The sequence below is a fragment of the Acidimicrobiales bacterium genome (assembly GCA_035547835.1).
In the GTDB taxonomy this organism is placed as follows: Bacteria; Actinomycetota; Acidimicrobiia; order Acidimicrobiales; family Iamiaceae; genus DASZTW01.
In genome coordinates, this window is sequence record DASZTW010000005.1 from 189,548 (window position 1) to 210,791 (window position 21,244).

The window sequence follows — 21,244 nt, forward strand, 5'->3', positions numbered from 1 at the left end:
GCGGACCCCACAAACCCCTGCTGTGAGCACTTGGCCACCTGTGGCGTGGGTTTCTGCTCACAGCAGCGAGGTTTTCGGGCGGGATTTCGGGGCGGGGTCGGTCAAGCGTCGAGGCTGAAGGGCGGGTACTCGTCGACCAGGAGGTACTGGTACGCGGTGAAGCGCTGTTCCAGCCGCAGCGCACGGACCAGGAAGCTGCGCATGCCGTCGGGCCACTGACCAGTGAACAGCACCACGAACCAGCCGATGACCGCGACCACTGCGGCGCCGATCCCCACCACCGCCGCCATGAACGCAGCCGGGATCGCCCAGATGATCCGCAGCGCGCAGGTGAGACGATTCCGTTCGGTGGGCCGTGACACGGCGAACAGCGCCGGCTCGCTGCCGGGGTCCTGCTCGCCGCTGTCGAGCTGGAACGGCGGGTACTTCGCGTGCAGGAACAGCGCGTACGTCGACGCGCGCCACTCCCAACGCATCACCCCGACCGAGAAGTCCCACAGGCCCTCGGGATATCGGCCCGTGAACAAGATCGCGAACCAGGCGATGATCGCCACCACCTGAAGGGCCGCGCGCAGCACGTACAAGATGGCGAAGTGCGGGATCGCGGCGATCCACTGCAGCACGCGCCACCGGTCGAGCTGGGCGGGGGTGACGACCTCCGCCTGCACCGGGTAGCCCGCTGGGTCGAACGCGGCCGGAGCCGCCGACGTTGGTTCCATGACGCGAACCGTATCGACGTGGCCGCGGCCGTGCGATGGTTCTCACACCCCGCGCCGAGCCGACCACCTCAGCGCGCCCACCCCCTCCACCTCCGGGTCGCCGCGTCGCGAGGCGCGCGGTGCCGGGGGTCAGTGCACGTTGATGCCGATGAGGTGGCCGATGCCCCACGTGGTCGCGGCGGCCACGGCGGTCAACAGGAGTTGGCGAGCCGCGGTGCGATACGGCGACCGGTTCGTGAAGCGGGCGATCAAGAACCCGAGCGCCACCGACGCCACGACCGCCAGGGCCACCGAAGCGACGATGGGCGCGGTGCCTTCGGCGAACAGCCAAGGCACCAACGGGATGAGCCCGCCGAGCGCAAAGGCCAACAGCGAGGCGAGCGCGGCAGACTTCGGCGAGCCCAGCCGCGTCGGGTCGATGCCGAGCTCTTCGCGCGCATGGGTCTGGAGTGCGACTTCGGGATCGGCCATCAGCTCGGTTGCCATGGCGAGGGCACGGTCGGGACGGACGCCACGCGACTCGTAGATGCGGGCCAGCTCGGCCCGCTCGACGTTGGGGTTCCGGCGCAGCTCCACGCGCTCGATCGCCAGCTCGCGTTCGAGCAACTCGGACTGCACGCGCATCGAGTTGTACTCGCCCGCCGCCATCGACAGGGCGCCGGCGATCAGGCCAGCCAGGCCGGCGAGGCGGACGTAACCGCCGTACGCCTGCCCCCCGGCGACGCCCAAGATCAGCGACACGTTGGTGACCAGCCCGTCGCTCACCCCGAACACGGCGGCACGCGCCGCGCCGCCGCGGACATCACGGTGGTGATGCTCCCTCGACGGCGGGGACGGGGCACGGTGTCGCACCGCGGATGGCATGCCGCGACGGTAAGCCGCGCCGCTCGTTCCGTTCCACGAAGGAAGGTGACCCCGTAGCCTGGGGCAGGCATGCCGGATCCCGTGAAGCAGCCCTCAGCCCCGCTGGTCACCGCGCGCTACGAGGGCCCCACCCGATTCGAGGTCAACCGTGACGCCCTGGCCGGGTTGCTGGCCGGCGAGCCTCGTTACCGGGTCGACCAGGTCTGGCAGGCCATCCACGCCGGACGGGAACCCGCCGAGATCACCAACGTCCCGAAAGCGCTGCGCGCCCGGCTCGACCAGCAGCTGCCGGCCGGGCTGCGCATCGCGGATGAGCAGGCCGCCGACGCCGGCGAGACCGTCAAGTGGCTGTACGAGCTGCGCGACGGGAAGTTCATCGAATCGGTGCTCATGCACTACACCGACCGCTCGACCGTGTGCGTCTCGAGCCAGGCGGGTTGCGCCATGGCCTGCTCGTTCTGCGCGACAGGTCAGGGCGGCTTCGACCGCCACCTCACCTCGGGCGAGATCGTGGAGCAGGTCGTGCGCGCCGCGCGGCGTTGCCGTGACGCTGGCCGCCGCCTCGACAACGTCGTGTTGATGGGCGGTGGTGAGCCGCTCGCGAACTTCGACAACGTGTGGCGCGCGATCGAGCGGATGCACGCCGACCTCGGGTTGTCCGCCCGGCATCTCACGGTCTCGACCGTGGGCATCGTGCCCGGGATCGCCCGCTTGGCGGCCGCTCCCCTGCCGGTCAACCTCGCCGTCTCCCTCCACGCCGCCAACGACGAGCTGCGCGACGAGTTGGTGCCGATCAACCGTCGCTATCCGCTCCGCCGGCTCGCAGCGGCATGCCACGAGTACTTGGCCGTCCGGAACCGGCGGCTGTCGTTCGAGTGGGCGCTGATCGACGGCGTGAACGACCGCGAACGCGACGCAGCGGAGCTCGCCGCCTTCGCCCGCCCGTTGCGGGCGCACGTCAACTTGATCCCGCTCAACCCGACGCCCGGCTACGGCGTGTCGGGCACCCCGCCCGTGCGGGTCGCAGCGTTCCGCGACGAGCTGCGCGAGCGAGGCGTGAACGCCACCGTGCGCCAGACGCGAGGCCGCTCCATCGACGCGGCGTGCGGTCAGCTCCGCGCCAACCACACCATCGCCGTGGCCGCACCCGCACGTCGCGCCTGAGCGGCGACCGACGGGCGTGTCACCGGCGCGTCACGGGCGGATCAGCACGGTCTGCGCCGGTGTGCGGATGGCGTCGACCAGCCGTTCGGCCGGCCACACCCTGGCCCCCGGCCACACCACGCTGCGGACCACCTCGCCTTCGACGCGCGCCCCAGGAGCGATGACCCCCTGCGCGGTCGCCCCTTCGGACGCCAAGTTGGCCGTGAGGTAGTCGCGTGGCGTGCCGCAGTCGGTGAACGGTCCGCGATGGGTGACGAGGTCGAGCCGCCCGGCGACCTCCTCGTGACGCCACGATGCTTCGTACAGACCCGACGGGCGCGCGGCCAACCCGCGGATCACCGACCACGGCACCAAGGCCACGCCGATGTAGCGATGATCGCCGAAATCGCCGCGCGCCGGGTCGGTGACGCACCACAGGCGGGACCGTTCGCCGTCCCATCCGGCGACGAACGAGGCCACCTCGCCGGGCGCGACCGGGAGCCAGGCATCGGAGTTGGTCACCAGCGCGCCACGCCCGTCGAGCCAACCCCGCAACTCGCCCAAGGCGCCTGCGGTGCCGAGGGCCGTGGGCTCCTCCACCGACACCGTCACGTCACGGTGGTGGCGCGCCAAGTGCTCCTCGACCTGGAGACGGTGGTGGTGGACGTTCACCGCGACCGCGCCCACGACCGAGCGGACACGCTCGATCGCCAAGTCGACCAGCAGCCGGTTGCCGACCGGGCACAGCGCCTTGGCGCGCTCACGGGTGAGTGGCCACAACCGGGCGCCGGCGCCCGCCGCGAGCACCACCCCCGCGAGCGGCGGGTGCGATGGTTCGCCGGAGTTCTCACCGTCGGTCATCGTCGGCCATCATGCAGGCCATGACCAAGGTTCTCAACGGCATCGACGACCTCAAGGCCAACGTCGGCCAGCACCTGGGGTACAGCCCATCGGTTGAAGTCACCCAAGAGATGGTGAACCAGTTCGCCGAAGCCACCGGTGATCACCAGTGGATCCACGTCGACGTGGAGCGCGCCAAGGCCGAGAGCCCGTTCGGCGGGCCGATCGCCCACGGCTACCTCACGCTGTCGTTCGGTCCGCGCCTGCTCCCGCAGACCGTCCGCATCGAAGGCTTCAAGCTCGGCGTCAACTACGGGGCCGACAAGGTTCGCTTCCCCTCGCCGGTGCCCGTCGGGGCCAAACTCCGGGCGGGCGTCGAGCTCCTCGACGTGGCCGACGTGGCCGGCGGGGTGCAGATCAAGTTGCGGATCACCTTCGAGGTCGAAGGCGCCGACAAGCCGGCCTGCGTCGCCGAGGTGCTGTTCCGTTACTTCGTCTGATCAAACCAGCGATCAGCGTGTCGGTCCCGCCGTCTGAACCCGTGGGCACGGGCGCCGCGGGGCACCGCCGCCGCGTGCCCTGCGGGCAGGCGCCGCCACGGATTTCACCGGTCGGGCGGTGACCACTACCGTCGCCGCCGTGGGGGGAGCGAACCTGGCCGACCTGCTCGAGCAGGTCGCCGAAGAGCGGCCCACGCGGCCGGCGATCCGAGTCGGTGGGTCCGACGTGACCTACTGCGACTTCGTCGACCGCGTCCACCGCCTCGCCAACGTCTTCGCCGCCGAAGGCATCGGCGCGGGCGACCACGTGGGCGTGGCACTGCGCAACACCGTCGACCACCTCGCAACCCTGTTCGCGGCGTTCACGGTGCGGGCGGTGCCCGTCAACGTGAACTTGCGCTACACCGCCGCCGAGTTGCGGGCACTTTTCACCAGCACCGACCTGCGCGCGGTGATCCACGAACCAGAACCCGACCTCACCCGGGCCGTCGGCGCGGCGATCGGGCTGACCGCCGACCGTGGAGTGCAGCGCGACATCCACCGCCTGTCGGCCGGCTCCGAGCTCGACGCGGCCATCGCCGGGGCGAGCAGCGCCCGGCCCGACCACCCACGCAGCGGCGACGATCACTACCTGCTGTGCACCGGCGGCACCACCGGCACCCCCAAAGCGGTGCTGTGGCGTCACGAGGACTTGTACCTCAGCGCGCTGCAGGGCAGCCATGCGGCCGACGGCGCCCGCGTGCGCCTCTTCCCCGCCAGCCCGCTCACCCACGGCACCGCCCAATGGACTGCGCTCATCACACTCCTGTCTGGCGGAACGGTGGTGCTCGGCCACACGACCGGGTTCGACCCCGAGGCGGTGTGGACGTGCGTCGAGCGCTGCTCGGTCACCCACCTCGTGATCGTCGGCGATGCGTTCGGCCGCCCGCTGGCCCAAGCCCTCGACGCGGCGCCGCGGCGTTGGGAGCTCGGCGACCTGCTCGTGGTCGTGTCGGGCGGCGCCACGCTGTCGGGCCCGGTCCGGGCGGCGCTGCTCGACCACTTGCCCGGCGCCGCCGTGGTCGACGGCTACGGCACCACGGAGACCGGCAGCGGCGGGCAGATGGCCGTCTTCCCCGGCCAGGCGGCCTCGGGCCTGCGCCGCTTCGTCGCGAGTCCCGGCACCGCCGTGCTCGACGACGGACTTCGTCCCGTCGTGCCCGGATCGGGCGCCGTCGGACGCCTGGCCCGGCGCGGTCGTGTGCCGCTCGGCTACTACGGCGACGACGAACGGACCGCCCGCACCTTCATCACCATCGACGGCGAGCGCTGGGCACTCACCGGCGACCTCGCCTCGGTCGACACCGACGGCACCGTCGTGCTGCTCGGCCGTAGCGAGCGGATCATCAACACGGGCGGAGAGAAGATCTTCGCCGAGGAAGTCGAAGCGGTCCTCGTCGACCACGAGGCCGTCATCGACGCCGTCGTCGTGGGCGTGCCCGACGAGCGGTGGGGCGAACGGGTCACCGCGGTCGTCGCGCTCGACCCGCACGACCTCGTCGACCCGTCGGTGCTCATCACCCACTGCCGCCAGCATCTGGCCGGCTTCAAGACCCCCCGGCGCATCGAAGTGGTCCCCGCGATCCCCCGCCTCAGCAACGGCAAGCCCGACCACCGCTGGGCGCGCATGGTCGCCGGTCGATCTGCCCGCGACGGCGCCACCGAGCGGGCCACCCACCCAGTTCCCTAGTTCCGAGGAGGCGGCTGTGGCCGATCCCGCCGTGACCGATCCTGCAGCACCCCCCGCCCGCGTGCCCTACAACTTGGCCAAAGTGGTCGACGTCGTGGCGGAGCGGCTGCCCGACCGCGAGGTCATCGTGTGGCGTGACTTGCGGATGACGTACCGCCAGCTCGTCGCACGTGCCAACCGCGTGGCCAACGTGCTGCACGAGCACGGGCTCGGTGTGCGTGTGGAGCGTGCCGGGTTGGCCGGCCACGAGTCGGGCCAAGACCACCTCGGCCTCTACCTTCACAACGGCAACCAGTACCTGGAGTCGATGATCGGCGCGTACAAGGCCCGGGTGGCGCCGTTCAACGTCAACTACCGGTATGTCGCGGAGGAGCTCGAGTACCTCCTGCGCAACAGCGCGGCTCGCGCGCTCGTGTACAGCGCCCGGTTCGCACCGGTGCTCGCCGAAGTGCGCGCCAACGCCCCCGACCTGTCGCTGCTGCTCCAAGTGGCCGACGAGTCGGACAACGACCTGCTGCCCGGCGCCATCGACTACGAGACCGCGCTCGCGGCGGCCTCACCCGAGCCACCCCCGGGGGTGGAGCCGTCGCCCGACGACTTGTACATCCTCTACACCGGCGGCACGACCGGCATGCCGAAAGGGGTGCTGTGGCGCCAAGACGACATCTACGTCGGGGCCATGGGCGGCCGCGTCTTCGGCACCGCGAACGAGTACGAGAGCTACGAAGCGATCGCCGACCATGCGGCCGCGGCCGAGGTCGGGCTCCGGATCATGCCGCTGCCGCCGTTCATGCACGGCGCGGCGCAATGGGCGAGCTGGATGACCTTCACCAACGGCGGCACGATCATCATCCAAGACGACGTCGAGCACCTCGATGCTCCCGGCATCTGGCGCCGCGTCGAGCAGGAGAACGTCAACACGGTCATGATCGTGGGCGACTCCTTCGCCCGGCCGCTCGTCGAGGAGCTCGAGAACGGTGCGCACGACATCTCGTCGATCGTGGCGATCTCCAACGGCGGCGCGCCGCTGAACCCTGCGCTGAAGCAGCGCCTGCTCGACCAGCTGCCGGGCACGCTGGTGATCGACGGGGTCGGCGCGTCGGAGACCGGCGCCCAGATGATGTCGGTATCGGCACCCGGCGCGGTGTCCAGCGGCACGTTCAACGCGGGGCCCGCCACGGTGGTGCTCGATGAGGACCTCACCAAGGTGCTGCCACCTGGTCACGACGGCACGGGCTGGCTGGCCGAGCAGGGGCGGGTGCCGCTCGGGTACCTCGGCGATCCCGACAAGACCGCCCGTACGTTCGTCGAGCTCGACGGTGTGCGCTATGCGGTGCCGGGCGACCGCGCCCGCTTGCTCGACAACGGCCAGATCGAGCTGCTGGGCCGCGACTCGGTGACCATCAACTCCGGCGGCGAGAAGATCTTCGCCGAGGAGGTCGAGCAGGCCATCGCGCAGCACCCCGCGGTGTACGACGTGGTGGTGGTCGGCAGGCCGAGCGAGCGGTGGGGCAACGAGGTGGTGGCACTCGTGCAAGTGCACGAAGGGCAAACCGTCACCGACGATGAGTTGCTCACCGAAGCCGCCGAGCACATCGCCCGCTACAAGTTCCCCAAGCAGTTCATCTACCTGCCTCAGCTCGTGCGGTCGCCAGCGGGCAAGGCCGACTACCGCTGGGCCCGCGCCCAGGCCGTCGAAGCGCCGGCCGCGGACCAGCCATGAGCGAGTCGGCGTGAGCGAGCGCGCCCGGTTCTCGGTCCGGCCGGCCCTCGAGCGGCCTGCGCCGCGTGGCGGGCCGGGGCTGATCGCCGGCGCCGCCGAGGTCGACATCACCCCGCCGCCCGGGTTGCCGAAAGCCGGGTACTCGGCCAACGCGCACGACGGCAACGGCTTCCACACCCGACTGCGCGCCCGCGTGCTGTACCTCGACGACGGCACCACGCCGCTGGCGTTGGTGGCCTGCGACCTGCTCGGCGGATCGTCGGTGCTCCAGCACCGCGTCGCGGAGGCCGTCGCGGCGACCACCAGGGTCCGCCTGCCGGGTCTGTTCATCGGCGCGACCCACACCCACGCCGGGCCCGGCCAGTTCCTCGGCACCGACTTCTACAACCGGTTCGCCTCGAACCGGTCGGGGTTCGACCCAGGCTGGGTCGACTTCCTGGTCGAGCGGATCAGCGGCGCGGTCACCGAGGCCGTGACCGGGGCCGGCCCCGCGTCGCTGGCGATCGGCACGGCCGACGTGTGGGGCTCGACCCGGAACCGATCACACCCCGCGCACGTCGAGAACGAGACCGTCGCCGACAAGCGGACGGAACCCCAACGGAAGTGGTCGGCCGTCAACCCCGAGCTGCACGTGATCCGTGCGGACCGGGTCGACGGCGACGCACCCCGGCCGCTCGCCGCGTTCGCGGTGTTCTCGATCCACGGCACCGGCGTCCCGCAGCGAACGCACTCTTACAACGCCGATGTGTGGGCTTACCTCACCGGTGAGCTCGACCGCCGCATCGAAGCCTCGGCGGGGGCCCGGGCGGTGGTGGGCGCGGTCGAAGGCACCCACGCCGACGTCGCTCCCGCGCTGCGTCCAGGTATGGCCGGCCACGTGGAAGCTCGCCGAATCGGGCGAACGATCGGTGCAGCCGCGCACGAGCTCTGGGCGTCGCTGGCCCAGGACTTGCGCACCGACGTCGAGCTCGGCGCCGGCTTGCGGGAAGTCGACTTGGACCGGTCGCGGCGCATCGGCGAGATCGAGCTGCCGCGCCGCGGGGCGGTCGGCGCGGCCCTGGTGGCCGGCGCCACCGAGAACACGACCCCCGTGCTCGACAAGTTGCCGCCGTTCACGCCCGGTCACCCCAGGCGGTGGGGCCGGCCCGGACCGCAAGGCGCCAAGTGGGTCATCGGCTCACGGTGGTTGCAGCCGCTGGTCGTGCCGCCACGCTCGATGCCGCGCATCATCCCGGTGCAAGTGCTCCGGTTGGCCGACACGGCGCTGATCGGCCTGCCGTTCGAGATCACCGTCGAGTCGGGGCGGCGCATCGCGGCTGCGGCGTGGGCTGCGCTCGACGAGAGCGCAGCGGGCCGAGGTGGGGTCGACCGCGTCGTCGTGTCGTCGGTGGCCAACGAGTACTGCGGCTACGTGGCCACCGCCGAGGAGTACGGCCAGCAGTGGTACGAGGGCGGCCACACGCTGTACGGACCCCGCACGCAGGCGTTCCTCGCGGCGCACGCGGCAGAAGTCGCCCACCACACCCTCGCCCACGGCTGGTTCCACGACGTGGCGGCGTCGCGGTCGTGGGACCTGAAAGTGCGCCGCTTCCTGCCATCGCCGGTGGCACCCCCCGAAGTCCCGCCCGCCCAGCCGGACGGGAAACCGACGTTCACCGACCCCGCGCCGACGGTCGACGGGCACTGGTCGTTCGAATGGATCGGCGGCCCGCCTACCACGCTGTGCTGGCACCGCACGATGGTGTCGGTCGAGGCAAGCGACGACGACGGGACGACATGGCGGCCAGCCATCGCGGACGGGCGACCGGTCGACGACCAGGGCTGGGACGTCGAGGTCACGCACCTTGGCGACGCGTCGCCGCCGGGCCGCCACCGCTACCGGGCCCGTTGGTTCAACCCCGACCTGCGGGCCGGCCGCGTCCACCGGTTCATCGTCGCCACCGGTGGTGGCGCCTCGCTCAGCTCCCCGGCGTTCGACTAAAGAAGGTCCCGTGGGCACGACACCGTTCGACCTCGACGCACTCCTCGCCCGCGTGGCCGACGCGCCGGCGATCCACCACGCGCACCTGAACCACCAACTGGTCAGCGTCCTCGAGCTCACCGGGTTCGACCGCCGCTACGTACGGGCCGACGGCTGCCTGCTGTACGACGACGAAGGTCGCGACTACCTCGACTTCCTTGCCGGGTTCGGGGTGTTCGCGCTCGGTCGCAACCACCCGGTCGTCAAAGACGCGCTGGTCGACGCGCTCGACCGCGACCTCGCGCACTTGGTGCAGTTCGACACGCCGTTGCTGGCCGGGTTGCTGGCCGAGGAGCTGGTCAACCGCGCGGGCGGCGGGCTGTCGCGCTGCTTCTTCGGCAACAGCGGCGCAGAAGCCAACGAGACAGCCATCAAGCTCGCCCGGCGCCACACCGGCCACTCGCGCATCGTCTACTGCGACCACGCGTTCCACGGCCTGACCACCGGCGCGCTGGCGCTCAACGGTGGTGCCGAGTTCCGGGAGGGCTTCGAGCCGCTGCTGCCGGGCACCGCCCCGGTGCCGTTCGGTGACCTCGAAGCGCTCGAGGCCGAGCTCCGCCGCGGCGACGTGGCTGCGTTCGTGATCGAGCCGATCCAGGGCAAGACCGTCGAGATCGCGACACCGTCCTATCTGCGCGGTGCCCTCGAGCTGTGCCACCAGCACGGCGCGCTGCTGGTGATCGACGAAGTGCAGACCGGCTTGGGGCGGACCGGTGAACTGTTCTGCTACCAGCACGCCGGCATCGAGCCCGACCTCGTCACCATGGCCAAAGCGCTTTCCGCAGGCTTCATCCCGGTCGGGGCCACCTTGTGCCGCGACGACATCTGGCGCTCGACGTACAGCTCGCTCGATCGCGCCATGGTCCACTCCTCCACGTTCGGACAGAACACGCTCGCCGCCGTGGCGGGCCACGTGTTCCTCCACGTGCTCGACGAGGAAGACCTGCTCAGCAACGCCCGGCGCACGGGCGCGCTGCTCACCAACGGCATCAAGCAGCTCGCCGGCCACCACGACATGATCAGCGATGTCCGTGGCCTCGGCTTGATGATCGGCATCGAGTTCGACCAGCCTTCCGCCGCACCCGGCAAGGCGGCGTTCCGGCTGCTGCAGGCGATGCGTCACGGTCTGTTCTCGCAGATGGTCGTCGGGCCGCTGTTCAACGATCACCGGATCCTCACGCAAGTCGCCGCCGACGACGTCAACATCGTGAAGCTCCTCCCACCGCTGGTGGCCGGCCCCGCCGAGGTCGAGCGGTTCGTGACCGCGCTCGACGACGTGCTTCGCAAAGCGCGTCACATGGGCACGTCCACCGTTCGCCTCGGGCGCGACTTCGCCACGCGCGGCCTGAAGGCGAGGAGGAAGCACAAGTCGTGAGCGTGCCGAATCCGCTCGTCCGGCCCGTCGGCGACGACGACCTCGTCCTCGTCACGGGCGCTGCCGGGTTCATCGGCTCGCACATCGTGAAGGCTGCGCTGGCACGGGGGTGTCGTGTGCGCGCCATGGTCGAGCCGGGCGACCCTGCCCTCGAGCTCGAAGGTCTCGACGTGGAGCGGGCCGACGTCGACGTGCGCGACCGCGCCGCAGTGATGGATGCCGTGGCGGGCACGAGCCTCGTGATCCACACCGCCGCCGTCTACAAGTTCTGGGCGCCCGACCCCGACGTGTTCTACGACGTCAACGTCGACGGCACGATCCACGTGATCGAAGCGGCGGGCGCTGCCGGGCTCCGGACGGTGTACACGAGCACCGTCGGCACCTTGGGCTTGCGGGCCGATCGGCAGCCCGCCACCGAATCCGAACGCCCACGCATCGACCAGCTCTACGGCCACTACAAGCGCTCGAAGTACGTCGCCGAACACGAGGCGCTCCGTCTCGCGGCGCAAGGGGCTGACGTCGTGCTCGGCATGCCGACGTTCCCCGTCGGCGACGGCGACCGTGCGCCGACCCCCACCGGCGGCACCATCTTGCGCTTCTTGAATCACCAGATGCCGGGGTTCGTCGACACCGTCCTCAACGTGGTGGACGTCGCCGATGTGGCCGAAGGCCACTTGCTGGCGGCCGAGCGTGGGCGTACGGGTCGCAGCTACATCTTCGGCGGTCGCGACTTCACGCTCGCCGAGTTGCTGCACGTGCTGGCCGACCACACGGGGTTGCCGGCACCGACCCGCCATGTCCCCGAATGGGTCGCGCTCGGCGCGGCACGGGCCAGCGACTTCTTCGAGGGAACGCTGCTGCGCCGCGAGCCGCACGTCCCGCTCGAGGCAGCCCGCATGTCGGCCAAACCCATGCCGTTCGACGACACCCGGGCGCGCACCGAGCTCGGCTACACGTCGGGACCGCCCGAAGCCGCCCTCGCCCGCGCCGCCGACTGGTTCCGCGCGCACGGCTACGCCCCCGCCGGCTGACGGGCCGCCAGCCGGCGGACGAACCGGACCGCGCCACACCGCCCCACCCGCGGCACGGCGGGCGCGCACGGCACGACGGGTGAATTGACCGCTACGTTCCGTTCCATGAGTGCGCGCACCTTCGGGATCGGCGAGACGGTCGACGGCGACCACAAGCGAACCGGTGAGGCAGTGACGGTCGCGTCGGCCGACTTCACCACCCACGGCGTCATCGTCGGCATGACCGGCTCCGGCAAGACCGGCCTCGGCATCGTGTTGATGGAAGAGGCGTTGCTGGCCGGCATCCCTTTGATCGCGTTCGACCCCAAAGGCGACCTGGGGAACCTGTTGTTGACGTTCCCGAAGCTCGACGCGCCATCTTTCGAGCCGTGGGTCGACCCGTCGGCTGCGCAACAAGCCGGCCAGGACGTGCCGACGTTCGCGGCCACCCAGGCCGATGCCTGGACGAAGGGGCTGGCCGATTGGGGGCTCGGGCCCGACCGCATCCAGGCGCTGCGCGATGCGGCGGAGTTCACGATCTTCACGCCCGGCTCCACGTCGGGGGTGCCCCTCAACATCGTCGGCTCGCTGGCCGCACCCAAAGGCGTCGATCCCGAGTCGCTCAACGACGAGATCGAAGGCTTCGTGTCGGGCCTGCTGGGCCTCATCGGCATCCAAGCCGACCCCTTGTCGAGCCGCGAGCACATCTTGTTGTCGAACTTGCTGGCCAACGCCTGGGGCAACGGGCAGGACCTCGACCTCGCCACGCTCGTCGCACAGGTCGCACAGCCGCCGATCCGCAAGCTGGGCGTCTTCGAGCTCGACCAGTTCTTCCCCCCGAAGGACCGCACCCAGCTCGCCATGCAGCTCAACGGGCTGCTGGCGTCACCCTCGTTCTCGGCGTGGGGCCAAGGTGTCCCGCTCGACATCGACCACGTGCTCCAAGGCGAGGGCGGCAAGCCCCGCGCCGCGATCGTGTCGACCGCGCACCTGTCCGACGACGAGCGGCAGTTCGTCACGTCGATGATCCTCGGCAAGCTGATCACCTGGATGCGACGCCAGTCGGGCACCAGCGACCTGCGGGCGCTCGTGTACATGGACGAAGTCGCCGGCTACGCGCCCCCGAACGGCGCGCCGCCGGCGAAGAAGCCGATCCTCACCTTGTTGAAGCAAGCGCGCGCGTTCGGCGTCGGTCTCGTCCTGGCCACCCAGAACCCCGTCGACGTCGATTACAAGGCGCTGTCGAACGCGGGCACGTGGATGGTCGGGCGCTTGCAGACCGAGCAGGACCGCTCACGGCTGCTCGACGGCATGTCGTCGGCCGCAGGTGGCGTCGACGTGAAGGCCGTCGGCGACACGATCGCCGGCTTGGGCAAGCGCGAGTTCGTGCTCCGCAGCCCCGGAGCGAACCAACCGAAGGTGTTCACCACGCGCTGGGCGCTCTCGTACCTGCGCGGGCCGATCACCCGCGACCAGATCGCCTCACTGATGGCGAACGCACCCGAGAAGGCCGCGAGTGCTTCACCCGCCGCTTCGGACGCGCCCGCCGCCGCTGCTGCCGAGACCGCCCAACCCGGCGTGTCAGCCGACGCGTCCGACCCGGCGACAGGTGCCGCCGCCCCAGCGAGCCCTGTGCCGCCTCCTGCGCCGGCCGCCCCTGCGACGATCGGCGCCGAGGACTCTCCCGTGGCGCCACAGTGCGCGGACGGGGTGGCGGTCCACTGGATCGACTCCGCCGCGGCCTGGGCGCCGACTGTGGGCGCCACCGCCGGGACCCGCTATGAAGCCGCGGCCGTCGCCAGGGTGAACTTGGTATTCGACGACACCAAGACCAAGGTCCGCACCACCCAGGAATGGGAGGCCGTGCTCCACCCGCTCGGGCCGGCCCCCAACCCCGCCGATGCGACGGTGGTCGACTACGACGACCGCGACTTGCTCGACCAGGCCCCGGCCGGCGCCGTGTACCGGCTGCCCGACGCACCGATCGACAAGAAGACGTTCTGGTCGAAACTGCAAAAGGACCTCGTGGCCCAGCTCGTCGCGACCCAACAAGCGCACGTGTTGCAATGCGCGTCGCTGAAGGTGGTGGCCGCGCCCGGCGAGGCCGAAGAGGCCTTTCGAGCCCGAGTCGCGCAGGCCGCGTCGGACGCCGCTGACAAGGAAGCCGCAGCGCTGCGCACCAAGTACGAGGCGAAGCTCACCACCGAGCACAAGCAGCTGGTGGCCGCGCAGGAGGCCGCCGGTGTGGCCGAGGCGTCGGCGAAGTCGCAACGCACCTCGGCGGTGCTGTCCGCCGCCGGCAGCTTGCTCGGCTCGTTCCTCGGCGGCCGCCGCAACACCGGCACGATCGTCCGCAGCATCGGACGGGCGGCCAGCCGAAGCACCAGCACCGGTGCGGCCGGGCGGCGCGTCGAAGCTGCCGAGACGAAAGTCGAGTCCGAGCAGGCCGACATCGAGCGGCTGGAAGCGGAGCTGTCCAGCGAGCTCGCCGCGATCGACGCCAAGTGGAAGGCGGCCGCCGACGACATCACGCCGCTCGACATCGCGCTCGAGCGTGCCGACGTGACGGTCACCGAGCTCGTGCTGGGGTGGCTGCCGGTCGGCTGACACATCCGGGCCGCGGCGAACCGGTGGCGCCGGTCGGGTCCGCGGCCGGCGGCGCGTTCACGCCACGCGGTTGCGCAACAACCCCAGGCCCGTGACCTCGCACACCACCTCGTCGCCCGCCGTCAGGAACTGCGGAGGATCCATGGCGGCGCCCACCCCTGCGGGTGTGCCGGTCGCGATCACGTCGCCCGGCACCAGGGTCATCCCGGCCGACAGCGCAGCGATCAGTGTCGGGATGGCGAAGATCATCTGGCTGACCGGGGCCGCTTGCCGCACCTCGCCGTTGACCGAGCAGCGGACCTCGGCGCCGTCGAGATCGAACGCGTCGGCAGTGACCACCCACGGGCCCATCGGGCAGGCGCCGTCGAGCGACTTGCCGAGGAACCATTGGCCGTGTGCGAACTGGAGGTCGCGAGCGGTCACGTCGTTGATCACCGTGAAGCCCCACACATGGGCCATGGCCTCGGCCTCGGTGATCGCCCGCCCGCCGCGGCCGATCACCACCCCGAGCTCGGCCTCGTAATCGAGCATCGACGTGACTTCGGCATGCAACGGGATGTCGTCGGCCGGGCCGATGACCGTGGTCGGCGCCTTGGTGAACACGATCGGCCGTTCCGGCTGAGCCGAGCCGCCGGTGGCCGCCGCCATCTCGCTGACGTGGTCGCGGTAGTTCTTGCCGATGCACAGCACGTTGCGGGGCGGCGCCAGCGGCGCATGCAGCCGTACAGTCTCGAGTGGCATCGGCGGCCCGGCTTCGGCTGCCGCGGCAACCGCGGAACGTTCGGTGTCCCACGACACGACGAGCTGGGTGAGGTCGGCGGGGTGGTGCAGCTCCACGATGTCGAGGCCGGCGTCGTCGACCACACCCAGCCGAACGCGCGGATCATCGGCGGTGGAGAAAGAAGCGATGCGCACACCCGGACGGTAGCGACCGGAGGGCTTGCAGGTCGTGGTCGATCCGGCCCAGGCCGCCCACGACGAACTCGCTGCCAACGGCGTGGCCGTGAGTGACGTCGAGCCGCTGCCGTGGGGCACGTTGGTGTACTTCCAGGACCCCGACGGCAATGCCTGGTCCGTCCACGAGCCCACAGCCCGCAGCTGATCTGCAACCGGGCGGGCCCGGCGGACCGGCGCCGAGCCCGACCAGGTCGCCCGACGGTCAGCCCGGGATGATCGAGGCGCCCCGTGCGACGACCTCGGTGAGCGCCCAGTCGTCGTCGAACACGCACAGGTCGGCGGCCATCCCGGGTGCGATCTCGCCGGTGCGGTCCGCGACCCCGAGCACCCGTGCCGGGTTCGTGGCGGCGGCCCGGCAGGCGGCGACGGGCGACAGGCCCACGTCGCGCACGGCCCGCCGCAGCGCGGCATCCATCGTGAGCGTCGAGCCGGCGAGGGTGCCGGTCCCCGCGACCCGCGCCACGCCCTCGCGCACCTCGACCCGGTGGCCGCCGAGGTCGAACGTGCCGTCGCCGGCACCTGCGGCTGCCACCGCATCGGTCACGAGCGCGATCCCCTCGTCGCCTGCGGCCTGCGCGAACAGCGCAACCGCTGCCGGGTGCACGTGGACCCCGTCGCAGATCACCTCGCACACCACACCGGGCGCGCCGAGCAAGGCCCCGATCGGGCCGGGCTCGCGGTGGTGGAAGCCGCGCATGGCGTTGCCGAGATGGGTGGCGGCGGCGGCGCCGGCCTCCAAGGCGGCTCTCACCTGGTCGTGCGTCGCGTCGGTGTGGCCCACGCACGCCGCCACACCCGCCGCCCGCAGCGCGCCCACCAGATCGAGCGCGCCCGGCAGCTCGGGAGCGAACGTCATGGTGCGCACGGTGCCGGCTCCCGCGTCGAGCAGCCGGCCGAGCACGGCGAGATCGGGGTCTCGCATCGACGCGGCGTCGAGTGCCCCACAGCGCGCGGCCGACACGAACGGACCTTCGAGGTGGAGCCCGACGACCTGGCCGCCGTCGACGATCGACGCGAGCGCGGCCGCGGTTCGACACATGCCGTCGACGGGGGTGGTGACCAGGCTGCACACCGTGGACGTGGTGCCGTGGCGCTGGTGGAACGCGACGGCAGCGAGCGCCTCGCCCGGGTTGCCGCTGGTCATGGTGTGCCCGCCGCCGCCGTGCACGTGCACGTCGATGAGACCCGGCGTGATCCACTGGTCGTCGACGGGGCCGTCCGCCTCGCCGACCGCAACGATCCGATCTTCGGCGATGCGCACACGACCGCGATCGAGCACCCGGTCGGCCAGCACCACCCGGCCGGTCAGCGTGCGGTTCACGCGGTGACGCGTGCGGCGGCGCCCGCGTCGACCGGCACCACGATGCCGGTGAGGTGGGCGCTGGCTTCGTCGGCCAGGAACAGCACCACGCGGGTGACCTCTGCCGGGTCGAGCCACGGCACGCCGGGCTGGAGGTGCAAAGACCCCAACGTCGCAGCGATGTCGTCGGCGCCCGGCTGGTCGAGATCGGGGCGCAGCATGCGATACATGAAATCGTTGTGCACCATGGGGGTGTCGACGTTGCCCGGCGCGACCGAGTTGACCGTGATCCCGAAGGGCGAGAGGTCGTGCGCCGCCGACTTCGTGAGGCCGATCACCCCCCATTTCGAGGCGCCGTACGCGCTCATCCCGTAGTTGGCGCCGCGCCCGATCATCGACGACACGGTGACGATGCGCCCGTAGCGACGGCGGATCATGCCGGGCGCCACCGCAGTGACGGTGTTGGCGACCCCGGTGAGGTTCGAGCCGATGATCTCGTCCCAGAGGTCGGCGGTCATGTCCTGCACGCTGCGGGCGCACGACACGCCGGCGTTGGCCACCGCGATGTCGATCCGGCCGAGCGACGCTTCGGCTTCCGCCACGAACGCGTCGAGGGCGGCGCGATCGGCCGTGTCGAGCGTGGCCGACACACACCGCCGGCCGAGCGCCTCGATCTCGCGGACCGTCTCGGCGAGGTCGCCGGCGGTCGCCATGGGGTACGGGATCGCGGCCACGTCCGCGCAACGGTCGCAGAGCGCGATGTCGGCGCCGCCTGACGCGAAGGCCAGCGCATGTGACTTCCCCTGCCCTCGCGCGCCGCCCGTGATCAGGGCCACCCGGCCCGCGAACGCAAGCGCAGCCTCGTCGTCCGTCATCGACCCATCATGGCCGACCCGGGCTCGGCGGGAGGCCGATCACGGCGCCGGAAGTTGCCACCGGCACAGGCCGGGTCACGACGTGATCCGCTCGCGCAGCGCGGCGTAACCCGGCAGCGCGCGGACCGGCGCCAAGTCGGCCTCGTGGTCGATCAACTTCGGTGCGGTGAAGCCAGCGTCGACCGCGCGCTCCAGCCACTCGAGGCCACGGCGGGGATCGTCGGCCTGCGCCCATGCGCACGCGATCTCGAACGCCGTCTGCGGCTGGCTGGCCCGGCCGTCGGCATACACCCGCTCGCCGACCAGCGCGGCGGCGGCGAAGCGGCCGGCGTAGTGCAGATGGGTGGCCAGCGTCGCGGCTGCGTCGACCCCGTCGCGGTCGTGCGCCAGCAAGCGCTTGGCGAGCTCGCCGGCGAGGTCATGGTCGGCCACCACGCCCGCGGCCACCAGGTTGGGCGGCGGGCCGGCCAGGAACGCCTGCTCGAACAAGGTGAGGGCCTTGGGGCGGTCGCCCGACGATGCCGCCACCGACGCGGCCAGGTACCTGGGCACACCAGGCGTCCGCTCACCCGCGCTGTCGAGCAGCAGCGCGGCCGTGTCGCCGTCACCGGCCCGCAGCGCTTCCCAAGCCGATGCGACGAGCTGCGCGACGGTGCGCGTGGGCGCCCGCTCCGGGCGGGGCGCATCGGCCTCGGGTGGAAGGTCGGGCACCGCGCTGAGCCCGCGGCGGGCCTTGCCGCGCTTGCCCGAGCCCTTGCCGCCCCCGTCCTTCGGTCGACGGCGCTTGGGCGGAGGTTCCGGAGCAGGGCGCGGCGACGAGAACCCGCCGGGCAGGAACCCGCTCTCGCCGCCCTGGCGCATCCGGTAGGCCTCCATGCCGTTCCAGACGGCGAGCACCACCAGGAACAGGGCCACGAGCCGCTGACCCTTGGCGTCGACGTAGACGGCCGCGCCGGCAGACACCGCCACCGCCAGCACCCGCGCCCGGAACGGGCCGATCAACGCCTCACTCACGTGGCCGCCGTCGAGCGGCACGATCGGCAAGATGTTGAAGATCGACCACCAGATGTTGACTTGCGCCACGTAGTACACGGTCCAGAACCAGGCCGGGTGCACAAAGGCCCAGCCACCCACGTCGTTGAGGCCCTGTTGGCGCAAGACGATCGCGGGGGTCGCCAGGAACCCGAACGCGAACACCGAGCCGGCCAGCGACACGATGATCGTCTTGGCGCGCGGCAGCGGGCGTTCGCCGTGGGTGAGGCCCGACACGGGGGTGATGTGCACCGTCGGGTGCTGGCCGAAAACCCGGTAGAGGACGGCGTGGCCGAACTCGTGCACCAGCACCGACACGAACACGATGAGGATCCAACCGAGGATGTACAGGCCGTGGAAGTCGAGGCCGAGCACGCCGGCGAAGAGGAAGAAGGGCCACTCGACGCGCACCGGGATCCCCGCGACGCGAACTTGCGGGGGGCCTCCCAACTCGTCGAACACCGCGCCAGCATAAGTGGGCGGGGCGGGCGGGCGTCTCGGGGTGCAGAGCGGCGCCGTCACCTCGGCGCGCGGGTCGGTGGCGGACTCGCCGTACGATGGGTCGGTGACCCTGCGGACCACCGACGGCGCGGCTGCGGCCGTCCACTTGCCCGAGGGCGACGAGAAGGTCGCGGCGGTGCGGTCGATGTTCGACACGATCGCCCCCCGCTACGACCTGGTGAACCGGATCATGACCTTCCGGCTCGACGTCGGGTGGCGCAAGCGGGCGATCGCCGCGCTGGACTTGCCCCCCGGGTCACGGGTGCTCGACCTCGCGTGCGGCACCGGCGACATGTGCCGCGACCTCGCCACAGCTGGGCACCAACCGGTCGGGGTGGACCTCTCCTTCGGGATGCTTGCCAACGCCCGTACCTCGGCGCCGCTGGTGCAAGGTGACGCGCTCCGGCTCCCGGTCCCTGACTCGTCGGTCGACGGGGTGTCGTGCGGGTTCGCGCTGCGCAACTTCGTGGAGCTCGAGCCGTTCCTCGCCGAGCTCGGCCGCGTGGTCCGACCCGGCGGCCGCATCGCGCTGCTCGAGGTGGCCGAGCCCCCCAACCGCCTGTTGCGGTTCGGGCACAGCCTCTACTTCGGGAAGGTCGTGCCGTGGATCGGCGGCCTCTTCAGCGACAAGGCCGCGTACCGCTACTTGCCCGCGTCGGTGGCGTACCTCCCACCCACTCCCGAGCTGCTCGACCTGGTGCGAGGCGCGGGGTTCCCGGATGTGCGGCACGACTTGCTGACACTGCAAGTGGCCCAGCTCATCGCCGCGAGCCGTGCCTGACGCTCACGGCGGAGCAGCGCTTGTCGCCCGCACCCGTCGCCTCGACCTCGACGTCGACTTGCCGGTCTTGGCGGGCGCCGATGGCGTCCTGTTCGAGCGGGCCGGTGAGGGCTTCGCCGGGCTGGGCGTCGCGACGCAGGTGCCGGCCGAACTGGCAGCAACTGCGCTGGCCGCCATCGACGTCGACGACGAGGTCGGGCTGCCGGGGTGCGGGGCCGTGGCGTTCGGGGCCCTGCCGTTTCGCGACGACGGGCCGGAGGCCGAGCGCCACCGCTTGCTGACCATCCCGTCGCTCGTGGTCGGGAGGTCGGGCGACGGCACCCGGTGGGTCACCACGATCTCGCCCCCCGCCGGAGCGGCCGACGCCGGCGCTGCGACGGCCCAGGTGGCCCACGCGCTCGCCGCCGCGCGGTCCGGGTCCGTGCCGCCCGGGCCATCCGCGTTCGAGGTCCGCGCCACCCTCGATCCCGCTGAATGGTGCGACCGGGTGGCCGACGCGGTCGGTCGCATCAATGCCGGAAAGCTCGACAAAGTGGTGCTCGCGCGGGAACTTCGCATCGAAGCCGACGCCCCCATCCCGGTCGACCAGGTCCTGGCACGGCTACGCAACACCTACCCCGACTGCTACCTGTTCTCGGTCGACGGGTTCGTCGGGGCAACCCCCGAGCTGCTCGTCGCCCGCAGAGGCGACATCGTGCGCGCCGATCCCCACGCGGGCACCACACCTCGCCGTGGCGACCCCGACGCCGACGCCCGTGCGGCCGCCGGGCTGTTCGCATCGGCCACGTACCGCCACGAGCACCAGGTGGCCGTCGAGGAAGTCCACCAGACCCTCCTCGACTTCTCGTCGTACGTCGACCACGAAGCCGAACCGCGGGTGGTCACGCTCGCCAACGTCCACCACCTCGCCACGAAAGTCGAAGGCCGGCTCTCGCATCCGCCGGCGTCCGCCCTCGAGCTGCGCGATGCGCTGCATCCGACTCCCGCCGTGTGCGGGCGGCCCACCGACACCGCCCGCGACCTGATCGCCGAGCTCGAAGGCTTCGACCGTGGGCGATACGCGGGGTCGGTCGGATGGGTCGACGCCGCGGGCAACGGCGTGTGGGCCGTGAGCATCCGCTGCGCGCAGCTCGACGGCCCCAACGCCACTGTGTGGGGCGGCAACGGCATGGTGGGCGGCTCCGACCCCGCCACCGAGCTCGTGGAGACCCGCGCCAAGCTGCAAGTGATGCTCAACGCGCTGATCCGGCCCTGAGCCCGAGCCTGGT

General features: G+C 71.5%; 18 protein-coding genes. 11 read left to right on the plus strand and 7 right to left on the minus strand.

Features of this window, described 5'->3' with window-relative positions:
- Nucleotides 1–101: 101 nt before the first annotated feature.
- Complete coding sequence (locus tag VHA73_03320; GenBank protein HVX17039.1) at nt 102–719, minus strand: DUF4389 domain-containing protein; 618 nt, start codon at nt 717–719, stop codon at nt 102–104.
- Between the two features lie 129 nt (nt 720–848).
- Entirely contained in the window at nt 849–1,583 is a 735-nt protein-coding gene (locus tag VHA73_03325) for a VIT1/CCC1 transporter family protein (protein HVX17040.1), read from the minus strand.
- A 69-nt stretch (nt 1,584–1,652) separates the two neighbouring features.
- On the opposite strand from VHA73_03325, the gene rlmN reads away from it, so the two are divergent.
- On the plus strand, nt 1,653–2,747 hold the full coding sequence (gene rlmN / locus VHA73_03330; GenBank protein HVX17041.1) for a 23S rRNA (adenine(2503)-C(2))-methyltransferase RlmN: 1,095 nt from the start codon (nt 1,653–1,655) through the stop codon (nt 2,745–2,747).
- Nucleotides 2,748–2,777: 30 nt separating this feature from the next.
- On the opposite strand, the gene VHA73_03335 is transcribed toward rlmN, so the two are convergent.
- The gene (locus VHA73_03335) at nt 2,778–3,587 is read right to left on the minus strand and encodes a sugar phosphate nucleotidyltransferase (GenBank protein HVX17042.1); all 810 of its coding nucleotides are present in this window, start codon (nt 3,585–3,587) and stop codon (nt 2,778–2,780) included.
- 20 nt (nt 3,588–3,607) lie between these two features.
- Here VHA73_03335 and VHA73_03340 point away from each other — a divergent pair, with 20 nt between their 5' ends.
- The 7 genes from VHA73_03340 (at nt 3,608) to VHA73_03370 (ending at nt 14,530) form a co-directional block, all read left to right on the plus strand.
- Nucleotides 3,608–4,066, plus strand: a complete 459-nt coding sequence (locus VHA73_03340) for a MaoC family dehydratase (GenBank protein ID HVX17043.1) — start codon at nt 3,608–3,610, stop codon at nt 4,064–4,066.
- A gap of 139 nt (nt 4,067–4,205) precedes the next feature.
- Nucleotides 4,206–5,795: an AMP-binding protein gene (locus VHA73_03345; GenBank protein HVX17044.1), complete on the plus strand. Its 1,590-nt coding sequence runs from the start codon at nt 4,206–4,208 to the stop codon at nt 5,793–5,795.
- A 16-nt stretch (nt 5,796–5,811) separates the two neighbouring features.
- Nucleotides 5,812–7,518: an acyl-CoA synthetase gene (locus VHA73_03350; GenBank protein HVX17045.1), complete on the plus strand. Its 1,707-nt coding sequence runs from the start codon at nt 5,812–5,814 to the stop codon at nt 7,516–7,518.
- A gap of 10 nt (nt 7,519–7,528) precedes the next feature.
- On the plus strand, nt 7,529–9,499 hold the full coding sequence (locus tag VHA73_03355; GenBank protein ID HVX17046.1) for a neutral/alkaline non-lysosomal ceramidase N-terminal domain-containing protein: 1,971 nt from the start codon (nt 7,529–7,531) through the stop codon (nt 9,497–9,499).
- 10 nt (nt 9,500–9,509) lie between these two features.
- Nucleotides 9,510–10,913, plus strand: a complete 1,404-nt coding sequence (locus tag VHA73_03360) for an aspartate aminotransferase family protein (GenBank protein ID HVX17047.1) — start codon at nt 9,510–9,512, stop codon at nt 10,911–10,913.
- Nucleotides 10,910–11,944 (plus strand): NAD-dependent epimerase/dehydratase family protein, encoded by a 1,035-nt coding sequence (locus tag VHA73_03365; GenBank protein HVX17048.1) that lies wholly within the window; start codon nt 10,910–10,912, stop codon nt 11,942–11,944. Before VHA73_03360 ends, VHA73_03365 begins: the two co-directional genes overlap by 4 nt.
- Before the next feature lie 105 nt (nt 11,945–12,049).
- The gene (locus tag VHA73_03370; protein ID HVX17049.1) at nt 12,050–14,530 is read left to right on the plus strand and encodes a DUF87 domain-containing protein; all 2,481 of its coding nucleotides are present in this window, start codon (nt 12,050–12,052) and stop codon (nt 14,528–14,530) included.
- A 57-nt stretch (nt 14,531–14,587) separates the two neighbouring features.
- Here VHA73_03370 and VHA73_03375 read toward each other — a convergent pair whose 3' ends face one another.
- Nucleotides 14,588–15,445 (minus strand): fumarylacetoacetate hydrolase family protein, encoded by an 858-nt coding sequence (locus tag VHA73_03375; GenBank protein ID HVX17050.1) that lies wholly within the window; start codon nt 15,443–15,445, stop codon nt 14,588–14,590.
- Between the two features lie 34 nt (nt 15,446–15,479).
- On the opposite strand from VHA73_03375, the gene VHA73_03380 reads away from it, so the two are divergent.
- A complete protein-coding gene (locus tag VHA73_03380) occupies nt 15,480–15,632 on the plus strand; it encodes a VOC family protein (protein ID HVX17051.1) in 153 nt (50 codons plus the stop codon).
- 57 nt (nt 15,633–15,689) lie between these two features.
- Here the strand turns inward: VHA73_03380 and nagA are convergent, their stop codons facing one another.
- The 3 genes from nagA to VHA73_03395 all read right to left on the minus strand — a co-directional run bounded on the left by nagA (nt 15,690) and on the right by VHA73_03395 (nt 19,156).
- A complete protein-coding gene (gene nagA, locus VHA73_03385) occupies nt 15,690–16,808 on the minus strand; it encodes an N-acetylglucosamine-6-phosphate deacetylase (GenBank protein ID HVX17052.1) in 1,119 nt (372 codons plus the stop codon).
- Entirely contained in the window at nt 16,805–17,662 is an 858-nt protein-coding gene (locus VHA73_03390) for a mycofactocin-coupled SDR family oxidoreductase (protein HVX17053.1), read from the minus strand. Before VHA73_03390 ends, nagA begins: the two co-directional genes overlap by 4 nt.
- Nucleotides 17,663–17,737: 75 nt before the next feature.
- The gene (locus VHA73_03395) at nt 17,738–19,156 is read right to left on the minus strand and encodes a site-2 protease family protein (GenBank protein HVX17054.1); all 1,419 of its coding nucleotides are present in this window, start codon (nt 19,154–19,156) and stop codon (nt 17,738–17,740) included.
- Between the two features lie 103 nt (nt 19,157–19,259).
- Here VHA73_03395 and VHA73_03400 point away from each other — a divergent pair, with 103 nt between their 5' ends.
- Together VHA73_03400 and VHA73_03405 are read left to right on the plus strand one after the other, a co-directional pair.
- The gene (locus VHA73_03400) at nt 19,260–19,976 is read left to right on the plus strand and encodes a ubiquinone/menaquinone biosynthesis methyltransferase (protein ID HVX17055.1); all 717 of its coding nucleotides are present in this window, start codon (nt 19,260–19,262) and stop codon (nt 19,974–19,976) included.
- Complete coding sequence (locus VHA73_03405) at nt 19,969–21,231, plus strand: isochorismate synthase (protein ID HVX17056.1); 1,263 nt, start codon at nt 19,969–19,971, stop codon at nt 21,229–21,231. Before VHA73_03400 ends, VHA73_03405 begins: the two co-directional genes overlap by 8 nt.
- Nucleotides 21,232–21,244: the final 13 nt, after the last annotated feature.